Annotated in this window: 19 protein-coding genes; 12 read left to right on the top strand and 7 right to left on the bottom strand. The window is 31.0% G+C overall.

Features of this window, described 5'->3' with window-relative positions:
- Positions 1 to 404: 404 nt before the first annotated feature.
- Complete coding sequence (locus tag LGK97_RS11895) at positions 405 to 1,469, top strand: nucleoid-associated protein (RefSeq protein ID WP_226259989.1); 1,065 nt, start codon at positions 405 to 407, stop codon at positions 1,467 to 1,469.
- Positions 1,470 to 1,529: 60 nt separating this feature from the next.
- Here the strand turns inward: LGK97_RS11895 and fba are convergent, their stop codons facing one another.
- From fba to LGK97_RS11880, 3 genes are all read right to left on the bottom strand, one after another.
- Positions 1,530 to 2,477: a class II fructose-1,6-bisphosphate aldolase gene (gene fba, locus LGK97_RS11890; RefSeq protein ID WP_226259988.1), complete on the bottom strand. Its 948-nt coding sequence runs from the start codon at positions 2,475 to 2,477 to the stop codon at positions 1,530 to 1,532.
- A gap of 134 nt (positions 2,478 to 2,611) precedes the next feature.
- Positions 2,612 to 2,992 carry a DUF4363 family protein gene (locus LGK97_RS11885; RefSeq protein WP_226259987.1) on the bottom strand — a complete coding sequence of 127 codons (381 nt, stop codon included), beginning with the start codon at positions 2,990 to 2,992 and terminating at the stop codon, positions 2,612 to 2,614.
- Positions 2,989 to 3,672: a DUF421 domain-containing protein gene (locus tag LGK97_RS11880; RefSeq protein ID WP_226259986.1), complete on the bottom strand. Its 684-nt coding sequence runs from the start codon at positions 3,670 to 3,672 to the stop codon at positions 2,989 to 2,991. The genes LGK97_RS11885 and LGK97_RS11880 overlap by 4 nt, the downstream gene beginning before the upstream one ends.
- A 198-nt stretch (positions 3,673 to 3,870) precedes the next feature.
- Here LGK97_RS11880 and LGK97_RS11875 point away from each other — a divergent pair, with 198 nt between their 5' ends.
- Positions 3,871 to 5,529 (top strand): nucleoside kinase, encoded by a 1,659-nt coding sequence (locus LGK97_RS11875; protein ID WP_226259985.1) that lies wholly within the window; start codon positions 3,871 to 3,873, stop codon positions 5,527 to 5,529.
- Between the two features lie 455 nt (positions 5,530 to 5,984).
- Here the strand turns inward: LGK97_RS11875 and LGK97_RS11870 are convergent, their stop codons facing one another.
- On the bottom strand, positions 5,985 to 6,638 hold the full coding sequence (locus LGK97_RS11870) for a pentapeptide repeat-containing protein (RefSeq protein WP_226259984.1): 654 nt from the start codon (positions 6,636 to 6,638) through the stop codon (positions 5,985 to 5,987).
- Between the two features lie 258 nt (positions 6,639 to 6,896).
- Between LGK97_RS11870 and sdaAB the strand changes: the two genes are divergently transcribed.
- From sdaAB to LGK97_RS11850, 4 genes are all read left to right on the top strand, one after another.
- The gene (sdaAB, locus tag LGK97_RS11865; RefSeq protein ID WP_226259983.1) at positions 6,897 to 7,574 is read left to right on the top strand and encodes an L-serine ammonia-lyase, iron-sulfur-dependent subunit beta; all 678 of its coding nucleotides are present in this window, start codon (positions 6,897 to 6,899) and stop codon (positions 7,572 to 7,574) included.
- Between the two features lie 31 nt (positions 7,575 to 7,605).
- Positions 7,606 to 8,481: an L-serine ammonia-lyase, iron-sulfur-dependent, subunit alpha gene (gene sdaAA / locus LGK97_RS11860; RefSeq protein WP_226259982.1), complete on the top strand. Its 876-nt coding sequence runs from the start codon at positions 7,606 to 7,608 to the stop codon at positions 8,479 to 8,481.
- A gap of 145 nt (positions 8,482 to 8,626) precedes the next feature.
- The gene (gene cax / locus LGK97_RS11855) at positions 8,627 to 9,754 is read left to right on the top strand and encodes a calcium/proton exchanger (RefSeq protein WP_226259981.1); all 1,128 of its coding nucleotides are present in this window, start codon (positions 8,627 to 8,629) and stop codon (positions 9,752 to 9,754) included.
- A gap of 114 nt (positions 9,755 to 9,868) precedes the next feature.
- On the top strand, positions 9,869 to 10,198 hold the full coding sequence (locus LGK97_RS11850; protein ID WP_226259980.1) for a hypothetical protein: 330 nt from the start codon (positions 9,869 to 9,871) through the stop codon (positions 10,196 to 10,198).
- Positions 10,199 to 10,217: 19 nt separating this feature from the next.
- Here the strand turns inward: LGK97_RS11850 and pssA are convergent, their stop codons facing one another.
- Positions 10,218 to 10,730, bottom strand: a complete 513-nt coding sequence (gene pssA / locus LGK97_RS11845; RefSeq protein WP_226259979.1) for a CDP-diacylglycerol--serine O-phosphatidyltransferase — start codon at positions 10,728 to 10,730, stop codon at positions 10,218 to 10,220.
- 204 nt (positions 10,731 to 10,934) lie between these two features.
- Between pssA and LGK97_RS11840 the strand changes: the two genes are divergently transcribed.
- Entirely contained in the window at positions 10,935 to 11,363 is a 429-nt protein-coding gene (locus LGK97_RS11840; RefSeq protein ID WP_226259978.1) for a CBS domain-containing protein, read from the top strand.
- A 153-nt stretch (positions 11,364 to 11,516) separates the two neighbouring features.
- A complete protein-coding gene (locus LGK97_RS11835; RefSeq protein ID WP_226259977.1) occupies positions 11,517 to 12,401 on the top strand; it encodes a YegS/Rv2252/BmrU family lipid kinase in 885 nt (294 codons plus the stop codon).
- Positions 12,402 to 12,502: 101 nt separating this feature from the next.
- Here LGK97_RS11835 and LGK97_RS11830 read toward each other — a convergent pair whose 3' ends face one another.
- Positions 12,503 to 14,350 carry a YgiQ family radical SAM protein gene (locus LGK97_RS11830; protein WP_226260014.1) on the bottom strand — a complete coding sequence of 616 codons (1,848 nt, stop codon included), beginning with the start codon at positions 14,348 to 14,350 and terminating at the stop codon, positions 12,503 to 12,505.
- A gap of 386 nt (positions 14,351 to 14,736) precedes the next feature.
- Between LGK97_RS11830 and LGK97_RS11825 the strand changes: the two genes are divergently transcribed.
- The 4 genes from LGK97_RS11825 (at position 14,737) to LGK97_RS11810 (ending at position 19,155) form a co-directional block, all read left to right on the top strand.
- Positions 14,737 to 15,999, top strand: a complete 1,263-nt coding sequence (locus LGK97_RS11825) for a magnesium transporter (protein WP_226259976.1) — start codon at positions 14,737 to 14,739, stop codon at positions 15,997 to 15,999.
- A gap of 207 nt (positions 16,000 to 16,206) precedes the next feature.
- On the top strand, positions 16,207 to 16,884 hold the full coding sequence (sleB, locus tag LGK97_RS11820) for a spore cortex-lytic enzyme (protein WP_264175027.1): 678 nt from the start codon (positions 16,207 to 16,209) through the stop codon (positions 16,882 to 16,884).
- A gap of 389 nt (positions 16,885 to 17,273) precedes the next feature.
- Entirely contained in the window at positions 17,274 to 17,789 is a 516-nt protein-coding gene (locus LGK97_RS11815; protein ID WP_226260013.1) for an RNA polymerase sigma factor, read from the top strand.
- Complete coding sequence (locus LGK97_RS11810; RefSeq protein WP_226259974.1) at positions 17,776 to 19,155, top strand: hypothetical protein; 1,380 nt, start codon at positions 17,776 to 17,778, stop codon at positions 19,153 to 19,155. Before LGK97_RS11815 ends, LGK97_RS11810 begins: the two co-directional genes overlap by 14 nt.
- Positions 19,156 to 19,235: 80 nt before the next feature.
- Here the strand turns inward: LGK97_RS11810 and LGK97_RS11805 are convergent, their stop codons facing one another.
- Complete coding sequence (locus LGK97_RS11805; protein ID WP_226259973.1) at positions 19,236 to 20,276, bottom strand: M42 family metallopeptidase; 1,041 nt, start codon at positions 20,274 to 20,276, stop codon at positions 19,236 to 19,238.
- Positions 20,277 to 20,400 lie beyond the last annotated feature (124 nt).

Genomic DNA, 20,400 nt, shown 5'->3' with positions numbered 1-20,400 from the left:
CTTGCTTATAATCAGTGGCTAATATTTAAGCACCAAAGGTGATTAGTTAATTATCATTAACTGTGATTATACCACAACTTAAATAAAGTCACATTAAGAATACATTAGAATTATGGACTTAACGACATTTCAGAAGGAAAGACTCCCTCTTCTATAAGGGGGAGTTACATGCTATAGCAAAGAGAAAACTTCAGTGATAGTCTAAATCTCCTTCTGAAGTCGTTAATATTGCAGCACCCCAGGTGATGATTTAATTGCAAGTAAATAATTTTATTAATAAGTAAATATACAACAATATATGGCTTTGTTTTAATGACATTTTAATAGTATAATAATATTGCAGCATCGCAGATGATGAGTTAACTATTTTCATATGCCTAGATAAATAGTAAGGTGGTGTTTTTTTGGAATATATAAAAGAAGTTAATATAAATGAGGCTATTATTCACGTTCTAGATAACAATGCAGATGAACCAATATTAAATGAATATGCTTTGGATTTAGATGAAGAAAAGTATAGCTTTTTACTTAAACATATTCAACGGTGTTTAAGGGATGAAGAATTAAAGTATGGAATATTTAACGATGAGAAGAGCATAGTAAGAACTTTAGCAGATGAATACTTAAATGGGGAGAATAATTTACTGATTGTATCTAAGGGACTGGCAAGAGAGATGTTTACTTTAATGAGATCTAAAGGTAGTATTCCTTCCTGCGGACTAGTAGTAGTATCTTTTACCACAGAGTTTGGACCTCTACTCGGAATATTTAAAATGGACTATGTTAAAAATTTTGTTCACACAATTCAATTTGTGGATGATAAGTTAGGCATTGATATAATACCACAGTTTACAGGGTTACCAGGTAGTTCTCAAAGGGTACAAAAGTGTGCTTTTATAAAACCCTGTAGGGAGGAAAATAAATTCGATTTAATGGTTATTGACAAGAAGAGTAAGAATAAAGAAAGTGAAGAATATAAGGAAGATGAGGAATACAAAGAATTTGGCGCAAACTATTTTGTTAATAATTATTTAGGTTGTAGTATTGTTGAAAATGAAAGAGATGTTACTAAAAGCTTTGTAAAAGCTGCAGAAAAGTGGACTCAAAACAATTTCCCCGAAAATGCGGATAAAGCAGAGGTTGTTAGAAGTACTATAAAGAAAAAGCTTAGGGAAGAGGATAGCATTGATGTTAGGGAATTGTCAGAGGAAATATTTCCTCAAAATCATGAGACTAAAGAAAAATTTGTTGAATTTATAGCGGAACAAGGAATTTCAGAAAACATTAAGCTTGATAAAGAATGGATAGATAAAAAGCTAAAAAGAGTAAGGTTAAAAATAGATAAAGATATAGATTTATACGTGGATGCAGAAACATATAATGACAATAGCCGCTTTGAAATACAAAGAAATGGTGATGGAACAATTAATATGGTGATTAAACATGTAAGTAATTATGTTGAAAAGTAAAAAACTAATTGGCCCAAGTATAATACTAGGTCCAATTAGTTTTTCATTTTAGTTTATGAATTAGATTGAAGAGTTCATTGAACCTAAAACATTAGTTATTTTATCTTCAACTAGTTTAGTTATATTCTTTCTTGCTTCTCCTAAATATTTTCTTGGATCTATTTCACTAGGATTTTGTGCTAGTACTTTTCTTATTGAACCAGTCATAGCAAGTCTTAAATCAGTATCCATATTTATTTTGCAAACAGCCATTGAAGATGCTTTTCTTAGCATTTCTAGTGGTATTCCCTTTGCACCTTTAATATCTCCACCAAATTCATTACACATAGCTACAAAGTCTTGATCCACAGCAGATGCTCCATGAAGAACTATTGGGAAGTTATGCATACCAGCTTCTTCTAATTTTCTAGTAATGGTTTCTAATCTTTCAAAATCAAGTTTAGCCTCACCTTTGAATTTATATGCGCCATGGCTTGTTCCTATAGCTATAGCTAAAGAGTCAATACCAGTTCTTTTTACAAAATCTAATGCTTGGTCTGGGTCAGTATAAGTTGCATCAGCAGCTGAAACACTAACAGCATCTTCAACCCCTGCAAGTTTTCCAAGTTCAGCTTCAACTACAACACCCTTAGAATGAGCAAATTCAACAACTTCTTTTGTTAATCTTATATTTTCTTCGTACTCATGATGAGAACCATCATACATTACAGAAGTAAAGCCAGCATCAATTGCACTTTTAACTTGAGCAAAATCAGCACCATGATCTAAGTGAAGAACTACATCAAGGCCAGTGTCCTCTACAGCAGCCTCTACCATTTTTCTTAGATAAGTAGGTCTTGCATATTTTAAAGCCCCACCTGATACCTGAAGTATAACAGCTGACTTGTGAGTTTCACAAGCATCTATAATTCCTTGAATAATTTCCATGTTGTTGATGTTAAAAGCTCCAATTGCGTAATTTCCCTCAAAAGCCTTTTTAAACATTTCAGTAGTAGTAACTAATGCCATATTAATTCCACCTTTCAAATTTTGTTATAGGAAAATATATTATTCCAATAACTTTTTATAATATATCTTAATTATAAGCTATAAATGTACTATTTTCTACCTTTATTATTAATGGCTTGCATATTTGAGGAAGGTTAAAATATATTGCTTATTGATACTTTTTCATGATCCATTATGTGGTCAATTAGGTATTTCATAACATGTACAGTTGCTAAGGCTTCAGATTTGTCTTTAACTTTTATATATTGAGTTAACTTTAAAACTTCATTGTCTATATGATCTAAGTCTTCATGATGTATATATATTGTTAATATCTTCGAAGTTTTTTTCCACTGAGATATATAATCTAATGATAGGGTATATGCATTATCGTAATCCTCTTTAGTTATATAATTTTCTAAGGTGGAATTTAAATCTTGCAAATGCATAGAACTTTGATTTATAAAGTTTGTGGACAAAAATATTCCTATAATCATTATAATAAATAAGCTAAAGGCAGCTAAAATATTTTTCATTTATCTTTACCTTCCTTTAGTTGATAAAAGAACTTCCTTTTAGAATCTAAAGTACCTATGAATACGTCTTTTGAACTATGAATATTATTTTTCTTTAGTATACTGTTTAACCAAATTTCATCTTTAGCTAAAAGTTCTAAGTTCTTATAATTTATTTTTCCATCCATAATTAGTGGTATAGGTAAAAAGTCTTCCACTACTTTTAGCTTAAGATCCTCCTTAGTTGCATTAGATTTCAAAGCCTTTGGTAGTACAGATAGTTCTCCACTGGTTTCTAAAATAACATATTGAATGTCGGATATATTAAAATAACCTTTTAATCTAAGTTGTTCTAGAAAATCATTAATATTGAATCTTTGGTATCGTAGCTCAGCAATATCAATTTTCCCATTATTGATTAATATACTGGGGGAGCCTGTTAGTAGCTTTCTAGCTTTTTCGCTTTTAAGTTCAACAAAGGAAGTAGCTACTTGTAGAAATAACAAAGTGATTATTGGTATGATGGCATGTAAAATTGGTATTCGTATGTCTTGCATGGGAAAGGTAGCAAGTTCAGAAATCATTAAGGCAATTACAAGTTCAAAGGGTTCAAGTTCACCTATTTGTTTTTTTCCCATCATTCGCATAATAAACACTACTGAAAAGTATAGAAAAAAGGTTCTGACTACTAAAACAAACATAATATCACCTCATTATCGCATAGGTTGCATTTTAATAAATAATAGGTTAGTATCCTAGTCTATTTTCACCGATTACTTAGTTTTATGTGCCTATTGTATATTTTTCGTTAAAATACAAAAATTATAAGGGGTACATGATACATTTTTTTAAAATTAAAGTATAATGATACTAATCACTATAGAATGGGGGATGATCGCATGAATAATTTCAATATAGTACTTGAAGATGGAAGAAGAATTTTGGTTGAAGAAGGAACTGTATTAAATGATATTATTAAAAATAATGAACAATTAAAGGATATACCAGTAGTTTTAGGATCTATTAACAATAGACTTTATGAATTAGGAAGCACTATCTTAGAGGAAGGCAATTTTGCTACAGTAGACATTTCCAGTAAAATTGGGATGATGACATATGTTAGAACTCTTCAATTCGTGCTTATAAAAGCAGTTTCAGAATTATTTCCGGGAGATAAGATAACCATTGAGCATTCCTTAAGCAAAGGATTATATGGAGAGATTAACAAGATACCTGCACTAGATATCGATGATATATATGAAATAAAAAGTAGAATGACAGAAATAATTAAAAAGGATATTCCTATAAGAAAAGTAACATTATCAAAAGCAAAAGCAGTGGAAATTTATACGGAATATAATATGCAAGATAAGGTTGGACTTTTAAAGTATGTAAGCTCGGAAGAAATAAAGCTATATGAATTAGATGGGAGATTTGATTATTTCTACGGACCAATGGCCTATTCTACAGGAGTATTGAAAACATTTGATTTAATGTATTACGAGCCAGGATTTATATTGAGATACCCAACTTCTAATATGCCGGATAGAATTCCTAAATTTGTTGAACAAAAGAAACTGGCCAAGGTATTTCACGAAGCAGAGAAGTGGGGTGAAATATTAGGAATTGGGGATGTTGGTACTTTAAATGATGAAGTAATAAACGGGGATGTTGTAAATTTAATTAGGGTTGCAGAAGCTCTTCATGAAAAGAAGATTGCCTACATTGCAGATATGGTTCATAAGCGAGAAAAGGTAAAGTTAGTACTTATAGCAGGACCATCATCTTCAGGGAAAACTACCTTTTCAAAAAGACTAGGTATTCAATTAAGGGTAAATGGGTTAACACCATTATTTATTTCATTAGATGACTATTTTGTTAATAGAGAAAATACACCTATAGATGAGCTGGGAGAATATGATTTTGAGTCTATATATGCTTTAGATTTGGAGCTATTTAACAAGGATTTAGAATTATTACTTGCAGGCGAGGAAATCGAAATACCAAGCTTTAATTTTGTCACAGGAAAAAGGGAGTGGCATGGCAATAAGATAAAAATGCCTGAAAATGGAGTTGTGGTAGTAGAAGGTATTCATGGATTAAATGAAACTTTAACTTCAGCTATAGACAGTGAAAATAAATTCAAAATATATATAAGTCCGTTAACACAACTTAACTTAGATGACCATAGTAGGATTTCAACAACGGATGTAAGAATGATAAGAAGAATAGTTAGAGATTATTTATCAAGAGGATATGGGGTAGAAGATACACTGAAAATGTGGCCGTCTATAAAGCGTGGTGAGGAAAAAAATATTTTTGTTTTTCAAGAGCAAGCAGATGTAATGTTTAACTCTCATGTGGTGTATGAACTTTGCGTACTAAAGAAGTTTGCGTTGGCTGAGCTTAATAAAATTGGACTAGAAAGTCCAGTATATTATGAGGCAAGTAGATTAAGAAGTTTCTTGAATTTCTTTAAAGAAGTAGATAAAGATTTGGTACCGGATAATTCAATACTCAGAGAATTTACAGGTGGAAGTTGTTTTTATAAGTACTAGAGTGTGAAAGCATTAAGTTTCTCCTACGTGCCTTGCAATAATAGCTGGAAGCTGGAAATTTGATTAAGAAATTCTAATCCTTTGCGCATGTAAAACTTTTTAACGGTCACACTCGGCGTCCTGCCTCGGGTTCCCTAGACTGCCGTCCTGGCAGTCTTACGAAAGTTTTACATTCGCAAAAGAAGAATTTCTAAATCGAATTTAACAGCTTTTACGCTTATTATTGCAAGTCACTACGGAGAAACTTAATGATTATTAATAAACTAATACTATAAAAGACTGTTAAGGTGAAAGAGGATGCTATCTGACACGATTATACATGATTTCATCTTCAGGGTTATTGCTTTTATAAATGGTGAAAAGAGTATGAAATCTAGCTTGTGTGACTTTGTAAGGAATCTTAAAGAAGAAACTTCTTTTGGCGCATAAGGATTATTAATTGTATGAAGTTGATTTTATTTAATAATGAGACCTAGTATGGCAGAAAGAGAAACTGCTTGGGTAGCGGTAACTTTTGCACCCCTAACGTCGGCAATATTTACTCCTATACCTTCAATATCGCAACTAGTAAAGTCTATTCCTTTAAGACTTGTAAAGTTCATTTGAGCCTGAAGAAGGTTAGATTCTTGAAATTCAACTTTTAAAAATTTGGAGTTTTGAAAATCTGAAGAGCGTAATTGACATTGAAGAAATGCAACTTGCTTACAATTAGAATAACTAAAAAAGGCAAATTCACCATTGCAATTTTCAAAGATTACATCCCTAAGGGTAGCCTCGTTTAAATTAATACCAATGATTTTACAGTTATCAAATTCAACTCTATGTAATGAAGCTTCATTAAAATCTACATTTGATAAATCGCAATTTTCAAATCTTACATCCATCATTTCAACACGTCTAAAACTTATTTTATTAAAAACAACTTTTTTAAATATTAATTGTTTAAAAGTCACCCTGTCTGCGTTATAGTTCTCTAGAGAACAATCACTAACAGTTCCAAAAGAAAATATACTTTCATCCTCAATAGTTTCTTTGGATAATTCTATAGTATCTAAATCACTATCAAATTTAGGCCTTAAAATATTTGTTTTTATTTTTTTGTTTTCCATAATTACCTCCAGTTACATATGACACCACTGAACTTTTTCAATTCACAATTACCATGCTATATTATCATAGTAACTTCATAATTATTTGTCAATGCGGATATAGATGAATTTGAAATAAATAATAAGTTAACAATACTTACATAGTGACAAATTTTATTTTTAATCTATAATAGAATTATAAGAACAAGATTGTTAAACATGAATTAAAATGAATAATAATTATTTTTACTAATGCAAAAGATTATAAGGAGGTAACTAATGAAGAGTTACAGTGTTTTTGATATATTAGGGCCAATTATGATAGGGCCATCAAGTTCTCACACAGCTGGGGCAGCAAGACTTGCTAAAGTTGCAGCATCAATTGCAGGAAAAGACATTGAAGCGGTGCAATTTGTGCTACACGGTTCCTTTGCTAAAACTTATAAAGGTCACGGAACAGATAAAGCATTAGTTGCAGGTATCCTAGGAATGGACCCTTGGGATGATAACCTTAAAGATTCCATTGATATTGCTCAAAAACAGGGACTCTTAATAGAGTTTGTAGAGGGAGACTTGGGAGATGTACATCCCAATACTGTAAAATTTATAATAACAAAAGGAAATAAAGAAGTAGTTGAAATTGTTGGATCATCCATTGGAGGAGGTAATATTATAATCTTTGAAGTTGATGGGCAATCAGTTGAGTTTACAGGTAAGTACCCAACAATTATAATTAATCATAGAGATATTCCAGGAATGATTTCAAAGGTAAGTACCATATTGTATGATGAAAATATTAATATAGCCTTAATGAAGGTATACAGGGATAGCAAAGGGTTAAAAGCAGCTATGGTATTTGAAACAGATTCTATAGTGCCGATGGATGTAATAAATAAGATTAAGATTTTAGGAGATATCTACGACATAAGAGAAATACAACCAGTTAAACAGTCTTAATATAGAAACCCAAACAAAGGAGGAGATCAATGTGTTTGCAAATAAAGGAATAGAGATGCTGAAGATATGCGAAGAGAAGAATATCCCAATTTGGGAATATACAATAAGATGTGAAGTAGAAGAGAGTGAACTTTCAAGAGAAGAAATTATTGAAAGAATGAGAAAAAACTTAAATGTAATGCAACAAGCTGCTGAATATGGACTTATAAATGAAACCAGGTCAGTGAGTGGTTTAATAGGTGGGGATGCAATTAAACTAAATAAATATGCTAGTTCGGGGAATACTCTTACAGGCGAATTTATGGTAAAGGCAATGGCTAGAGCGGTTTCTTGCTCAGAAGTGAATGCAGCCATGGGTAAAATAGTTGCATCACCCACAGCAGGGTCTTGTGGCATACTTCCTGCAGCTATAATTACAGCAGGAGAGAAGTTAAATAAAACTGAAGATGAGTTAATTAATGCATTATTTACTGCTTCAGGTGTAGGAATAATAATAGCTAAAAATGCAACATTAGCAGGAGCAGAAGGCGGATGCCAAGCTGAATGTGGTTCAGCTGCGGCTATGGGAGCTGCAGCTGTAGTAGAAATGATGGGTGGAACTCCTTCTATGGCACTGCATGCAGCTGCTATTGTTATAAAAAATATTTTAGGTCTAGTATGCGATCCCATTGCAGGTTTAGTCGAAGTACCTTGTGCTAAGCGGAATATGTCTGGAGCAGTAAGTGCTTTAACTACAGCAGATTTGGCTATGAGTGGTGTAACTAGTAGGATACCTTTTGATGATACTGTACTTGCTATGTATGAAATAGGTAAGCAACTACCTTGTGAACTTAGAGAGACTGCTATGGGTGGTCTTGCTATTACACCTACAGGGCTCCAATTAGCAAAAGAAATCTTAGGAAGATAAAGTAAAAGGTCATATATATTGTTACAAATTAAGAGAGGTATATCCTAATTGGATATGCCTCTCTTTTTAGTAACCTTTAAAACACTAGGGAATAGAATAGTAAGGAAGAAAATTAATTAAATGGAGGAGTAACGGTGCGAATAAAATGAAAAAAAAATATATTTTTATAATAGTTGTAATAGCTTTAATGTTTATAAGAACTTCTTCAAGTTTAGCAAATACAATAATATATTCTATAGCTATAATTCCACTAGCTATCTTACTCGGCTCACAAACCACTAAAATATCAGATTATATAGGACAAAAAAAAGGTGGGCTATTAGCGGCTACAGTTGGGAACATACCAGAGTTAATGATGGGAATATGGTCAATAAAGTATGGCATGATACCTATGGTTCAAGCAGCTTTAATTGGATCAATTATAAGTAATATGCTTCTAGGACTTGGGATTGCTGTAGTTGTTGGTGGTTTTAAGTTTAAGGAGCAGAGTTTTAATAAAATAATAGCACGGACAAATTTCAATATGTTATTACTTGCCATGTCCTCAATGGTAGTTATAGCAACGTTAAACAGATACACAATAGTTAAAGAATCAGCACTTATATCTATAAGCGTGAAAGTTGCCTTCTTGCTTATAGGAGTTTATATCTTAGGGCTAATATTCTCATTATATACCCATAACAATTTATTTGTTGTTAGTGAATGCAATGAAGATAAAAAAAACACTGTAATAGAAGAAAAATATATTATATCAGATGAAAGAGAAATTATAAGCGAGAGAAATACCCATAAGAAGAAAGGGATTACAATAAATAAGGAAGTTGTTGAAAGTGCAATAACTTTAATTTTTATATCTGTGCTACTTTACTTTATAAGCGATAAGTTAATTTATAATATTAAAGATGTTACAAAAAACTATAGTGTATCACAAGAGTTCATAGGAATAATACTAATTCCCCTTTTAGGAAATATAGGTGAGAATGTATCAACTATAATGTGTGCAATGCAAAACAAAGTAGATATGAGCCTTGAGACGGCAATAGGGTCAAGTATTCAAATATCTCTATTTGTTACCCCTGTGCTTGTAATGTTTTCCTGTTTCATGGGTTTAAATATGACTTTATTATTTCCAGTTTTCCACATTATAATGTGCGGTATTGCAGTAGGTATGTCATTTTTGGTATTTCAGGATGGGAAGACCTATTGGCTAGAAGGGAGCATTTTAATTACTTCCTATATCATAATTACTTTAGCATATTATTATATTGTTTAGGAGCAGGAAGATAACTAATATATGTACTGTTTATTATTTATTTTAAATTGGGTTAGCATAATTTAAGCTATATAACAATATAATTAATCAATATTAAGACTAAAAGGTGATTATTTGACACAGAGGAGAGTAATACAGAATTATTACAGTGATGTAAATAATTTAGCAGATATTTTAACAAAACTAGTTAACTCTTATAGACTATTAATAGGTAGTGCGGATGAATTAAATGGAATTGCACTATCGAAAAAAGGTGAGGTTAAGGATGCACTAAAAAGAGCTGATGACTTAGGGGATATTATAGATAAAACAATAAAGGTATTAGATGAGGCTAGTTACAATTACATGGATTATTGCAGGATTAAAACAGAAGTTATTAGATGCAGACTTAAAATAGAATATATAGAAACAGAAATTGAAGAGGATTTAAAATTAAAAGAATAAAAAAGGTATGAAAAATTTTTCACACCTTTTTTATTTGGAATTTACTAATCATAAGATAGGAAAGGATAAGCATTATAGCAATAGTCAGTGGATAGTTATGCGTTCCATTTAAAGTCATTAAAGCATAAAGAGCTATAAGCATCCCAGCCAGGGTAATAGGAATCCCAGTATATACATTTTCAAATTTAGAATTATTATATCGTGCCAGCCTATATGCACCAGCCATAGGAAAAACTAAGAAACAAACATAACCTAAATAGCCTAAAGAAACGAACTCGTATAAATTAAATATAAGCAATGATGGTGCAACTCCAAAGGAGACTAAATCCGCTAATGAATCTAATTCCTTTCCTAAATCGCTGGATACCTGAAGAAGACGAGCTACTTGTCCGTCGTACCTATCCATAATACCAGCTAGTAATATAAAGATAACAGAAAGCTTATAGTTAGCTTGAAAGGTCATTAATAAAGACAATAAACCAAAAAGTAAGTTTCCAAAGGTGAGAACATTTGGGATAGAAGATTTCTTCACTAAGCATCACTCCTAAAATAATAAAATTGCAGTATAAGATTTACTATTATATTAACTTATAGTTATATTAAAGCACAGTTATTATTATACCTCAATTTATAATAATACTTAAGTATGAAGGATAAAAAACATTATGTAAGGATAAGATAAAATAATTAATAAATTTCTATGTACCCTAAAAACTAAGAAGGAAGTGGTTATAAAATGAAGATTTCTGAAATAATGACTAAGGATGTTATAAGTTTATCTGTAGATGACACAGCACAGCATGCAGCTAAGCTTATGAAGGAACATAACATAGGAGCTATTCCGGTGGGTTTGGAAGAAAAAGTAGTAGGCATTATAACTGACAGGGATATAGTTTTAAGATGTATAGCAGAAAATAAAGATATAAAAACACAAAAGGTTAGAGAGATTATGACTTCGAATCCAGTACTAGGTGACTCAAACATGAATGTGGATGATGCCATAAGGATTATGGGTGAAAGGCAAATAAGGAGATTACCAATTGTTCAAAGTAATAAATTGATTGGTATAGTTTCATTAGGAGACTTAGCAGTTCAATCAAAGCTTAAAGAAGAGACAGGGGATGCATTAAGTGAGATTTCTGTACCTTCCACAATTAATTCTTAGAATATAGGATATTATAATTTAAAAGCTAAATAAGTGTTTTATTATCCATAAATAAGATCCACAGGATAATATCAATCTTGTGGATTCATTTTTAAAGAGTTATACTATACATAAATAAATTATTAAAATCAAGGGGTAATAGGAGATAATAAGATGTATAAAGTTAAATTTATTTACAATCCGAACTCTGGAGAGAATACCATAGCATCAGATTTAGACAAGATAATTATGATTCATCAAAAATATGAACATATAATTGTTCCACATAGAATGAGCTTCGAAATCCCGTTAGAAGATGCATTTATTGATTTAGATGAAAGTTACAGATATATTTTAATTGCTGGTGGAGATGGAACCGTTGATAACGTAGTAAATTTAATAAAAGAAAAAAAGATTGACTTACCTATAGCAATTCTTCCTTCGGGAACTGCAAATGATTTTGCAAGATATATAGGAATGCCTCAAGATGTAGAAGAAGCATGTAATCAAATATTGAAAAGCGAAGTTAAAAAGATAGATATTGGAACAATAAACGATAAATATTTTTTAAATGTAGCTAGCACAGGATTATTCACAGATATTTCACAAAAAATAGATTCTAATTTAAAAAATGCTATAGGAAAACTTGCTTATTATGTAAAGGGCATAGAGCAATTACCTAACTTTAGAAAGCTTAAAATAAAAGTTAACTCGGCTGAGTTTACTTTTGATGGAGATATGTACTTAATGCTGGTGTTTAATGGACAAACAGCAGGGAATTTAAAACTAGCATATAAGGCTAGAGTAGACGATGGTCTTTTAGATGTAATTATAATAAAAGCTGGAATTATGAAAAATATTCTAAATATATTTATTAAGATGCTAAGAAGTGAACATTTAGAGGATGTAGAAGGGATTATTTATTTTAAAACTAATAGATTAGAAATAGAATGTTTTGAGGATATTGTTACTGATATAGATGGTGAAAGAGGACCAGATTTTCCATTGCTTATAGAATGCGAAAAAGATGGGATATCAATATTAGGGTCTAAAATATAGTGAAATATGGTTATATATACGTATACAGGTTGGCGTTACATGCTATGAAAAATAGAAAAGCATACATGACTACAAGTTAATAAGTAGCCATGTATGCTTCTCTATTTTTTACCTTTACTATTTCTTGAAAACTTAGAAGTAGTTAATTTCATAGGTCTTGGTGGGATCAAGGATTTTTTATCAAAACCGATTAAGTCTTCCCTTTGAGCTTTTATTAGAGCTGTTTTTACAACATTATAGTTTTCAGGATTTTTAAATTGAAGCAAAGCTCTTTGCATATTTTTTTCATTTTGATCATTTGGAACGTAAACCTTCTCTTTAGTAAAGGGGTTGATTCCGGTATAGTATATAGTAGTTGACAAGCTACCTGGTGTTGGGTAAAAGTCTTGAACTTGCTCTGGAGTGTAGCCCATTTCTTTTATATATTCTGATAATTTAATGGATTCCTTTAAGTCACTTCCGGGGTGACTTGACATAAGATACGGAACTAAGAACTGGTTCTTATTTAACTTTTTATTTATCTCAAAGTATTTTTTTACAAAACGGTCATACACTTCTTTTTTGGATTTACCCATTTGGTCCAGCACTTTGTCGCTAATGTGCTCAGGCGCTACTTTTAATTGTCCACTTATATGATGTTCACATAATTCTTCAAAAAAATTAGGATTTTTATCATATATTAGATAATCGTATCTTATTCCAGAACGAATAAAGACCTTTTTAATATTTGGAAGCACCCTAACCTTTTTTAATAAATCTAGATACTCAGTGTGATCAATAATAAGATTTTTACAAGGAGTTGGGTGCAAACATTGTCTATCTTTGCATACTCCTACTGTCTCTTGGATTTTGCAAGCTCTATGCCTAAAGTTTGCTGTAGGGCCTCCAATGTCATGTATGTATCCTTTAAAGTTCTTTAAAGTAGTTAAAAGTCTTGCCTCATCTATAATAGATTTTTGGCTCCTGTTTTGAATAACTCTACCTTGATGAAAAGTTAAAGCGCAAAAGGAGCAGCTACCAAAACAACCTCTATGGCTAGTTATAGAAAATTCAACTTCATTTATTGCGGGGATACCGCCCTTATCCTCATATATAGGATGATATGTTCTAGTATAAGGTAAGTTATAAGTTGTATCCATCTCCTTTTGTGTTAAAGATAGTTGGGGAGGATTTTGTACTACATATCTATCATTATGTTTTTGCACTATAGTATTTCCTCTTATATCATCTTGTTCCATGGATTGTAGCTTGTAACTCTCAGCATAAATATCTTTATCTGCTGAAACGGCCTCAAAGGAAGGTACTTCTATGAAATTTGAAAGTCCATCAATTTCTTTTGAAGCATAAACAGTTCCTTTTATAGAGGTCATTTTATCTATAGTCATACCATATCTAAAAAGATTAGCTATTTCAATTATGGTTTTTTCCCCCATACCATAGATTAGCAAATCTGCTTTTGCATCAATTAATAAGCTTCGTCTAACCTTATTGTCCCAATAATCATAATGGGCAAAACGCCTAAGACTTGCCTCTATACCACCAATTATAATTGGGATATTTTTAAAAGCTTCTCTTGCTCTATTGCAATACACGATTACAGCTCTATCAGGCCTATGACCCATTTCACCACCTGGGGAATAAAGGTCGGTGCGTCTTTTTTTCTTTGAAGTAGTATAGTGATTAACCATAGAATCAATATTGCCAGAATTTATTAAAAACCCGTATTTAGGTCTTCCTAGTTTTCTAAAGTCATCTACATTGTCCCAATTAGGTTGAGCTATAATACCTACAGTAAATCCCTCTTGCTCTAAGGTTCTTCCAATTATGGCAGTTCCAAAGGATGGATGATCAATATAAGCATCCCCTGTAATTATTATAAAATCCAATTGAGATATATTCCTCTCTTTTAAATCATTCATGCTAATAGGTAAAAATTGCTTGTTTAATATCATATAAGCCTCCTTAACAGATCAGTTGTCTTCTGTTAACTATATTTAATAATATTAACATAACTATTGAAAAATATGAACCGTAAAGATATGTAAATGTTTTTTGGTTGCATTTTGAGGTATTTATAATATACTAATAGAGAGAGTATTTTTTATATTAAAGTTAAAATATAAAATTCAAATAACATACAATCAAAATATTTACAGGTGGTGAAAACAAATGGAAGGTGACCCTCAAATTAGAAGGTCAAAGTTTATTTTAAAAATGAATACTAATATGCAGGGGATTTCTTACATTAGAGATTGACATAGTTTAATTTAGTAGCTTAAAGTTAGCGAGTTAAGAACTATTTTTGATATTTCCCTGCAAAAATGGAGGAATATCTATGGAAAGAATTTCTGAGTTTTTTTTAAGCGAAATACTAAATCAAAATGTGTATGATGAACTTGAGGATAGCATTGGCAAGCTATTCGATATTTATGTTACTACTGAGCAAGGATATCCAAGAGTTATTGGATATAAAATTAAAAATGGAAGAGAAATCTTCAATTATGAATTTAGGAATATTGAAATATTGAAAGAAGATAAAGGTATAACTATAAAGGTAAGAGGGGTTAAGGATATAATCCCTAGAAAATTCTCATATCTTTTATCAAAACATTTACTCAATAAGCAAATAGTTGATGTTAATGGTAAGAAAGTTGTTAAAGTTAATGACTTAACCATGAATAAAATAGGTGGAGAGATAAGAGTTGTATCTGTAGAGTCTGGAATTATTGCAATTACTAGAAAGTATAAATTAAACGGCTTAATAAGAGCTATTTACAGCATATTAGGTAAGAAACCGCAAGAGAGTAGTATTACTTGGGAAAGTGTTCAATCCTTAGAGATGGTGGATGATAATTTAAAATTAACAAAGCCCTATGGAAAATTAACTAAACTTCACCCAGCAGACCTTGCGGATATTTTAGAAGGATTAGATACTGAGGCGCGAAATAAAATTTTTGAAAGCTTAGATAAAGATTTGGCAGCAGATACCCTTGAGGAGTTGCAGCCCGAAGTTCAAGCATCAATTTTGAGCACTATAAATAATATGCGGGCTCATGAGATTTTAGATGAAATGCCCAATGATGAAATTGCTGATATTTTAGATGAAATGAATGAAGTTGATGCAGAAAAGATTCTTTTGAATTTCAATAAAGAGGATGAAGCAGAAATAAGGGGCCTCATGGAGTATGAAGAAGAGGTTGTTGGAAGCATAATGAACAAGGATTTTATATCCTTTAATGTTAATATTACGGCTAGTGAAACCATAGAAATTCTAAGGGAGCTTCAACCTGAAGACGAGGTTATGCACTATATTTATATTATAGATGAAGATAAAAGATTACAAGGGTTTATTTCCTTAAGGAACCTAGTATTATCATCACCAGAGCAAAAACTCAAAGATATTATGGATGATACAGTTATCAAAATAAAAGATTGTCAGGACATTGAAGATGCCATTGAATTGGCATTAAAATATGACCTCATTTCTATACCAGTGTTAGATGAGGAAGAAAAGCTATGTGGAATCGTAATTATGAATGACATAATTGAGGAATTATTATCTCCACGGTGGAAAAGAAAGCTTAAAAGAATCATATAAAGTACACAGTGTTACTATGGTAACACTGTGTATTTTTTTTTTGATTTAGCACAAACTAACACCATTATAAAACATATATATTTTTAGGGGCATTTAAGTAAATAACAAAATAAGTATACTAATCATTGTTTACTTAATGGTACCTATCTAGGGAGGGAAAATGTGAAGAATAAAAAGCATTTACTTATACTTAAAAGATTCAGTGCTATGGTCATGATAGTTTTGATAGGGTACTTTACAAGTGAAATTTATTTTAATATTTCTAATAAGCAAGCTACAGCACAGGTTTATAAATATGGCTCAAGAGGTGAGGAAGTAAAAAAAATTCAAACTAAATTAAAACAATGGGGATATTATAAGGATAATGTTGATGGTATATATGGGTATCTTACATATGTTTCTGTTAAGTCCTTTCAAAAAAACAACGGGCTAAAGGTAGATGGAATGGCAGGAACGCAAACAATGGCTGCTATGGGTATAGCTCCTAGTAAACCACAATCTAGTGGCTCAGCTTCTAGTCAAAATGTGACCAATAATAAGGATGTAGATTTAGTAGCTAGATTAATAAATGGTGAGGCTAGAGGAGAACCATATGAAGGGCAAGTAGCTGTTGGTGCAGTTATCTTAAATAGAACAAATGATGCAAGGTTTCCATCTACAATAGCAGGCGTAATTTATCAACCAGGAGCATTCACAGCTATAGTTGATGGGCAGATAAATGCAGAATTGAAAGAAAGCTCCGTAAAGGCTGCAAGAGATGCATTAAATGGATGGGATCCATCTGGAGGGGCAGTATTCTATTATAATCCTGCAAAAACCACCAATAAGTGGATATGGTCGAGGCCTCTTATAAAGGTAATTGGCAAACATAAATTTTGTAGATAACTAAAATTAAAGCATCTGTGTAAACTTTAAATTAAAACTATCCGTAATCTTCCTCTAACCAAGGAAATTATAGGATAGTTTTTTTGTATAAAGTATTAAGATATTATAATTATTATAATAACAAGTAACTTTATTTGCTAATTATTATTAGTATTACTATAACTATGTTATAATATTGTTAAATGTTGCTATATATTTTACATATATATTACTAGAAAGATGGTAAAGTATGCAACTAAATATAATAAACTACGTATATTAATCGATACGTGTTTTAAATAACAAATGCTACTTATTAATAAAACATTAATAAAACATTAATAAATTATTAAGAATTGTAAGTAACAAGTTGTATTTTAATAACAAGTTGTAATGGGGGTTACTGTTTGATGTCAACAAAAAAGTTTGAACAATTGTATGATATGTACTACGATTGTGTTTACAGGTATATTTTTGTTTCTGTAAAAAATAAATGGAATGCAGAAGACATAATTGCTACTGTATTTACTAAAATATATGAAAACAAAGACAAGATTACCGAGGTAAGCGAGAGTAAAAATTGGGTTTTTAGAATAGCTCATAACACTATTATAGATTTTTATAGAAAAAATAGTAAGGTTATCCCAATCGAAAACTTTTTAGATAGAGGGGATGAAGATTTTGGATATGAAGATATTGTTATTAGGGATGAGTTTAATGGGGTAAAGAAGATAATTGACCAATTACCAGAAGAAACAAAAAAAATGATTTATTTAAGATTTTATGGTGGTCTTAAATTTAGGGAAATTGCAGAAACAGTAAATATAACAGAAAACACGGTAAAGTCAACTATTTCAAGGGCTATTAAGAAAATTAAGAAAAGTTATGAACATAGTTTAGGAGGTGATGTAATTGGTAAGAAATGATTTATATGTAGAAGAATTATTGTGCAATGATGCAGCAAAGATTGTTATCGATCAGGAATTTAAAAATGATCTAAAAAGCAGATTAATCTTTGGAGATGAATATAAGGATGTTGCAGAGCCTACTAAACATAAAAATAACTTTAAGCAAAATAGATATTTTAAAATTGCTTCAGGATTTGTGATTTGTGTATTTGTAAGTGGAACTATATTAAAGACTATTGATATTCAAAGTAAAAGCATAGTCGCTAAAAATGAAGCAGCACCAGAAGTAGTTATGTCTATAGCTAGTCAAAAGGATTCCAATATAAATAGTAGCAAAGACAAAAACTTGTTGCAATCTAACCAACCTGTTGTAAATAAAAATGATAAAATTAAACAAGTAATTATACCAGAAACAGGAAAGGATATCGACACTAATAGTTTAATTGCGAAAAATGGCGATAATATTACTAAAGATGCAGGAAATATAAATTTAGTAGAAAGTGATAGTGATATAAATAAAAAAATAGTTAATCCAGTTAAAAACAGTAGTGGTTCAACTGAGGTAAAGGGTCCGATAGAAGTACCCAAGATGAATGGTTTAAAAGAAGAAGCTACTGAAACTCTAAAATCTTATGATTCTAGATATTCATTTGATGAAAAGAAATTAGTTAGTGTGAAGAGTGGCGGTATATATGTCGAAGATATAGAAACTTCAAAAGAGAAAAAATTAGTGGCTTATAATGAAAAGGTTCATATAATCAATAAACCTAATCTTACACTAAATAATGATATAATTTATTATAAAGCAGAAAAAGTGACTCTAGGTAATGGAGCTATTGAAGAAACAAATGGAGCAATTTATTTAACTAATAGTAGCGGACAAGAGACTACTAAAATTGTAGACGGAAGAAATCCTATGGTATCCAAAGACGGTAAAAAGTTAGTTTACGAAGCTGAAAATAAAATATATGTTTTAACATTAGATACCAAAGTCAAAATGTTTATTGATAATGGAAGCTATCCAGCTTTCGCAGCTAGTGGTAACTTAATTAGTTATGCAAAAGAAGAAAATGAACCCCAAAACTATAATGTTAACAATAAAGGAAATGACAAAAGTGCTGAGAAAAGACTTTCTAGCTTATGGGTGTTTGATTTAACAACCGAGGGTGCTCGTATGTTAACGAATAAAGAGACTAATGTTAAAAATAGCAGTATTGAATCTTGGGCACAAGTTGTAAGAAATAGCAATATTGATGATAATTTTGATGTGAAATACAGCTACTATGAAAGTATTTGGTCCACTACTAATAAAGAAGTATATGCTATTAGAAAAGATAATGAGGCACAAGTATTTGAATTAATTAAGTTTAATCTAGATAATTAGAATAACTTGATTAGCTAGATTTAAGAAGGCTAAACAATTAATAATTGTTTAGCCTTCTTAAATGTTTATTTTACTGTGTGTTATTCTGAAATGCAGTATTTGATTATTAAATCTAAAGTACACAAGATGGAATCCATATGAGTTCTTTCGTATCCATGGGAAGCAAAAATTCCAGCTCCAATTAAAGCTGTTTTTATATCATAACCAGCTCGAAGGGCAGCAGAAGCATCAGAACCATAGAATGGATAAGTATCTATTTTATAATCTATGTTTTCTTTTTTGCATATGTCTACTAATTTTTTTCTAAGTCCTAAATCATAGGGACCAGATGAGTCTTTAGCACATATACAAACACTGTATTCAGATGAATTTTGATCAAGACCTGGGCAACCCATGTCTATAGATACAAATTCTTTTGTTTTTTCTGGCATTGAAGCTGATGCACCGTGGCCAACTTCTTCATAATTACTAATAAATATATTGGTGGTATATGGAAGTTCTATATTGTTTTCGATTATGTGTTTTATAGCATATAGAAGAATGGAAGCACTAGCCTTATCATCTAGATGTCTAGATTTTATAAAACCTTTTTCAGTAAAGAGGGTTCTTGTATCAAAACAAATAAAATCACCAACGCTTATTCCTAGTTCTTCAACTTCTTTTTTCGAAGAAATTTTTTCATCTAGAATTACTTCCATATTTTCTGGAATTCTTTTAAGTTCTCTGGCTTCGCCACCACTAATATGTACCGAAGGTTTTATACTTTGTATAGTTCCAGTAAAAGTATTACCATCAATAGTTTCTATGGTGCAGTTTTCACCTTCGATTGAATTCATCATGAATCCACCAATAGGTTCAAGGCCTAAAGATCCAGTGGCATTGATTTTTTTAACCATTGCGCCCAGGGTATCAACATGAGCAGAAAGTGTTCTTTGATAATCATCATTTTTACCCTTTAAAGTAACTACAACTGCACCCTTATTAGTAGTAAAATGTGGTGCATTCAGAATGATAAGTTCTTTCCTTATATAGTCCATAACTTTTTCAGTATAACCGGAAGGGCTTGATATTGATAGAATGTCTTTTAAATAACCTTTAATTATTTCTTCATTGTAAGTCATATTATCACTCCTCAAAAATGAATTAGTATTGGAATAATTTTACCATAGAAGAGGTGGAATTAAAATAAAAAGATTATTAATGGTTAACAAAAGGTGTTATGTAGGGAAGAAGAAAGTAGTAATA

Origin of the sequence: Clostridium sp. CS001 (genome assembly GCF_020443565.1) — a bacterium.
Taxonomy (GTDB): domain Bacteria; phylum Bacillota; class Clostridia; order Clostridiales; family Clostridiaceae; genus Clostridium_AD.
This window is presented reverse-complemented; position numbering and strand designations above follow the sequence as displayed.